General features: G+C 74.3%; 3 protein-coding genes. All 3 read right to left on the bottom strand.

Going from position 1 to position 2,878, the window contains the following annotated elements; all coding sequences use genetic code 11:
- Positions 1-33: 33 nt before the first annotated feature.
- On the bottom strand, positions 34-1,251 hold the full coding sequence (locus tag ABD308_RS07800; RefSeq protein WP_344329682.1) for an alpha/beta hydrolase: 1,218 nt from the start codon (positions 1,249-1,251) through the stop codon (positions 34-36).
- Between the two features lie 213 nt (positions 1,252-1,464).
- Positions 1,465-2,139, bottom strand: coding sequence for a response regulator (locus tag ABD308_RS07795; protein ID WP_344329680.1), 675 nt, complete (start codon positions 2,137-2,139; stop codon positions 1,465-1,467).
- The coding region (locus tag ABD308_RS07790) for a sensor histidine kinase (RefSeq protein WP_344329678.1) at positions 2,136-2,878 on the bottom strand (743 nt) is incomplete at its 5' end. The genes ABD308_RS07795 and ABD308_RS07790, both read right to left, overlap by 4 nt.

The raw sequence follows: 2,878 nt of genomic DNA, 5'->3' as shown, positions 1-2,878 counted from the left end.
CATCGCGCGGGCGGGCCATCACCGCAGCGGCGGTCAGTGTGCGTCCGTGAGGAGGAAGTCGAGCAGGATCTGGCGGCTCGTCTGGGAGGTGAGGCTGCCGTACACGTCGTCGAACGCGTGGTCGGCGAAGGGCAGTTCCTTCACCTCGACGTCGACGCCCTGCTCCTTCAGCGCGTCGCCGAGGCCGGTGACGGTCTCGGGGCGGGCGCTGCGGTCGCGGTCCCCGACGACGAGCAGGGTGCGGGGCAGGCCGGGGCGGACGTCGGACGTCGGGGACACCTCGCGGTAGCGGTCCGGGTACTGCTGCGGGGTGCCGCCGGTGTACATCTCCGCCGCCTCGCGGGTCCCGGCCACGTCGTCCTCCCACATCCGCGCGACGTCGGTGCCGGGGTAGAAGCCGATCACGGAGGCCGGGGGTGCGGGGGTGGCGCCCTCGGCGGCCTCGATGGTGCCGTTGTGGAGGCGGTAGGCGGTGTTCATCGCCAGGGTGCCGCCCGCCGACATGCCGCCGAGCGAGATCCGCGCGCCGTCGACGCCGTACGTGTCGGCGTTGCGCTGCACCCAGCCCATCGCGGAGAGGAGGTCCTGCGGGGCCTTGTCCCAGGTGGGACGGTCGGGACCGGCCAGGCGGTAGTCGACGGCGAAGACGGCGACGCCGTGGTCGGCGAGCCAGCGGCCGGTTCCGCGCAGGTCGCTCTTGTCGAAGGTGTGGAAGCCGCCGGCGTGGGCGAGCACGACGGCCGGGGTCCGCTTGCCCGGGTCCTTCGCGGGCAGGTAGGCGTCCACCCGCAGGGGCTCGCCCTCGGGGCTGGCGAACGTCTCGGTCGTGTCCGGCTCGGCCGCGGGGTAGCCGAGTTCGGTGACCACCTGGCCCAGCGAGACGTCGACGCCGGCCGCCCGGGCGGCCTGGAACTGGATGCCGCCGATGACCAGCGCGCCCACGGCGCTCAGCGCCGAGGCGACGGTGACCACGCGTCCCCAGCGCACCAGGCCGGCCCGCCAGGCGAGCGCGGCGAGACCGGCGGCGACGAGGGCCAGCAGCGCCATGTGGAACGGGTACTGCCCGCCCAGGACCGGCCCGATCACGCCCGCCTTGGGTATCGAGGGGACGTACGCGCCGAGCACGATGGCGACGGCCAGGAACGCGAGGAACGACGCCAGGACGGCGGCGGTGGCCCGCAGGATCCGGACGGGCCGGCCTGGACGGGTGGAACGGGCGGGCGACGCGGCGGAGCTTCGGGGTGTGGTCATGGCTCTACTCCTGCGATGGTGCGCGGAACGTGTCGGGAGCCGCGTGGTCCTCGGGACCGCCCAAAGGGGGGCGGCGAGGACCGGCTCGTGACAGACACGCTAGGAATCCGGCACCCTCGCGGGCCTCACACCGTGGAGCCGTTCTCCGGAGCGGCTCTCAGGTAGGGGGTCGGGGGGAGACGTCCGGGCCCGTGCCGCCGCACCACCGCGGGATCACAGGTCGGTGCGGCCGGGCACGACGAGTCCCGTCTCGTAGGCGAGGACGGCGGCCTGCGTGCGGTCCCGCAGCTGCAGCTTCTGCAGGATGGCGCCCATGTGCGTCTTGACGGTCTGCTCGGCGACCACGAGTTCGGCGGCGATCTCCGCGTTGGACAGTCCCCGGGCGACCAGCGTGAGCACCTCGGTCTCGCGGTTGGTGAGGACGTCGATCCGCACCTGGGCGGGCGGTTTCGCCGACCCGCCCAGCCGGGCGAACTCCGCGATGAGCCGCTTGGTGAGCCCGGGCGACAGCAGCGCGTCCCCGGCGGCCACGACGCGTACCGCCTCGGCCAGCTGGATCCCGGAGGCGTCCTTGAGGAGGAAACCGCCGGCGCCCGCCCGGAGCGCCTCGTACACGTACTCGTCGAGGTCGAAGGTGGTCAGCACGAGGATCCTGGTCGACAGGCCGGCCGACCCGGTGATCCGGCGGGTGGCCTCGATGCCGTTCAGTCCGGGCATCCGGATGTCCATCACGATCACGTCGGGGCGGAGCTCCTCGGCCTTGGCCACCGCGTCCAGGCCGTCCACGGCGGTCGCGATCACCTCGATGCCGGGCTGGGCGCCGAGGAGCACCGAGAAGGCCTCGCGCACCATCGCCTGGTCGTCGGCGATCATCACTCGGATCGTCATGCGGTCTGTTCCCTGTCTGTCCGGACGGCCGGCGCGGTGGGCACCGGCAGCAGCGCGGTGACCTCGTAGCCACCGTCGGGGGCGGTGCCGGCGGAGAACTCCCCGCCGAGCATCGCGGCTCGTTCACGCATGCCCAGGAGGCCGTGTCCGGCCCCCGGCGAGGGCTCGGCGGCCGTGGTGCCGGGCCCGTTGCGGATCCGCAGCCGGAGGGCGGCGCCGGTGTACGTCAGCTCGACGCGGACGGCGGCGCCCGGGGCGTGGCGCAGCGCGTTGCTGAGCGCCTCCTGCACGATCCGGTAGGCCGACAGCTCCACGCCCTCGGGCAGCGGGCGGCGCGGCCCGGAGACCACCGCCCACACGTCGAGTCCGGCCGCGCGCACCCCGGCGAGCAGGTCGTCGAGCCGTTCCAGGGTGGGCTGCGGAGCCTCCGGAGACCGCCCGCCGGGAGGGCCCTCGGAGCGCAGCACGCCGAGGAGGCGGCGCAGCTCGGTCAGTCCCTCCAGGGCGCCCGCGCGGATGTCGGCCAGCGCCGCGACCAGCTCCCGGGGCGGATCCGCGACCCGGTACGGGGCGGCCTCGGCCTGGATGGAGATGACGGACATGTGGTGGGCGACCACGTCGTGCAACTCGCGCGCGATGCGGGCGCGTTCCTCCAGGACGGTGCGGTGCGCCCGCTCCTGCGCGAGGGCCCGTTCCTGCTCCATGAGCTTGGCGCGGACCTCCCTCGTCCGGCGCACCC

Origin of the sequence: Kitasatospora putterlickiae (genome assembly GCF_039527695.1) — a bacterium.
GTDB classification, from domain to species: Bacteria; Actinomycetota; Actinomycetes; order Streptomycetales; family Streptomycetaceae; genus Kitasatospora; species Kitasatospora putterlickiae.
This window is presented reverse-complemented; position numbering and strand designations above follow the sequence as displayed.

Bases quoted from the DNA above. Each gene is read 5' to 3' on its own strand.
- ABD308_RS07800 (WP_344329682.1), bottom strand. From the start codon at position 1,251: ATGACCACACCCCGAAGCTCCGCCGCGTCGCCCGCCCGTTCCACCCGT.
- ABD308_RS07795 (WP_344329680.1), bottom strand. From the start codon at position 2,139: ATGACGATCCGAGTGATGATCGCCGACGACCAGGCGATGGTGCGCGAG.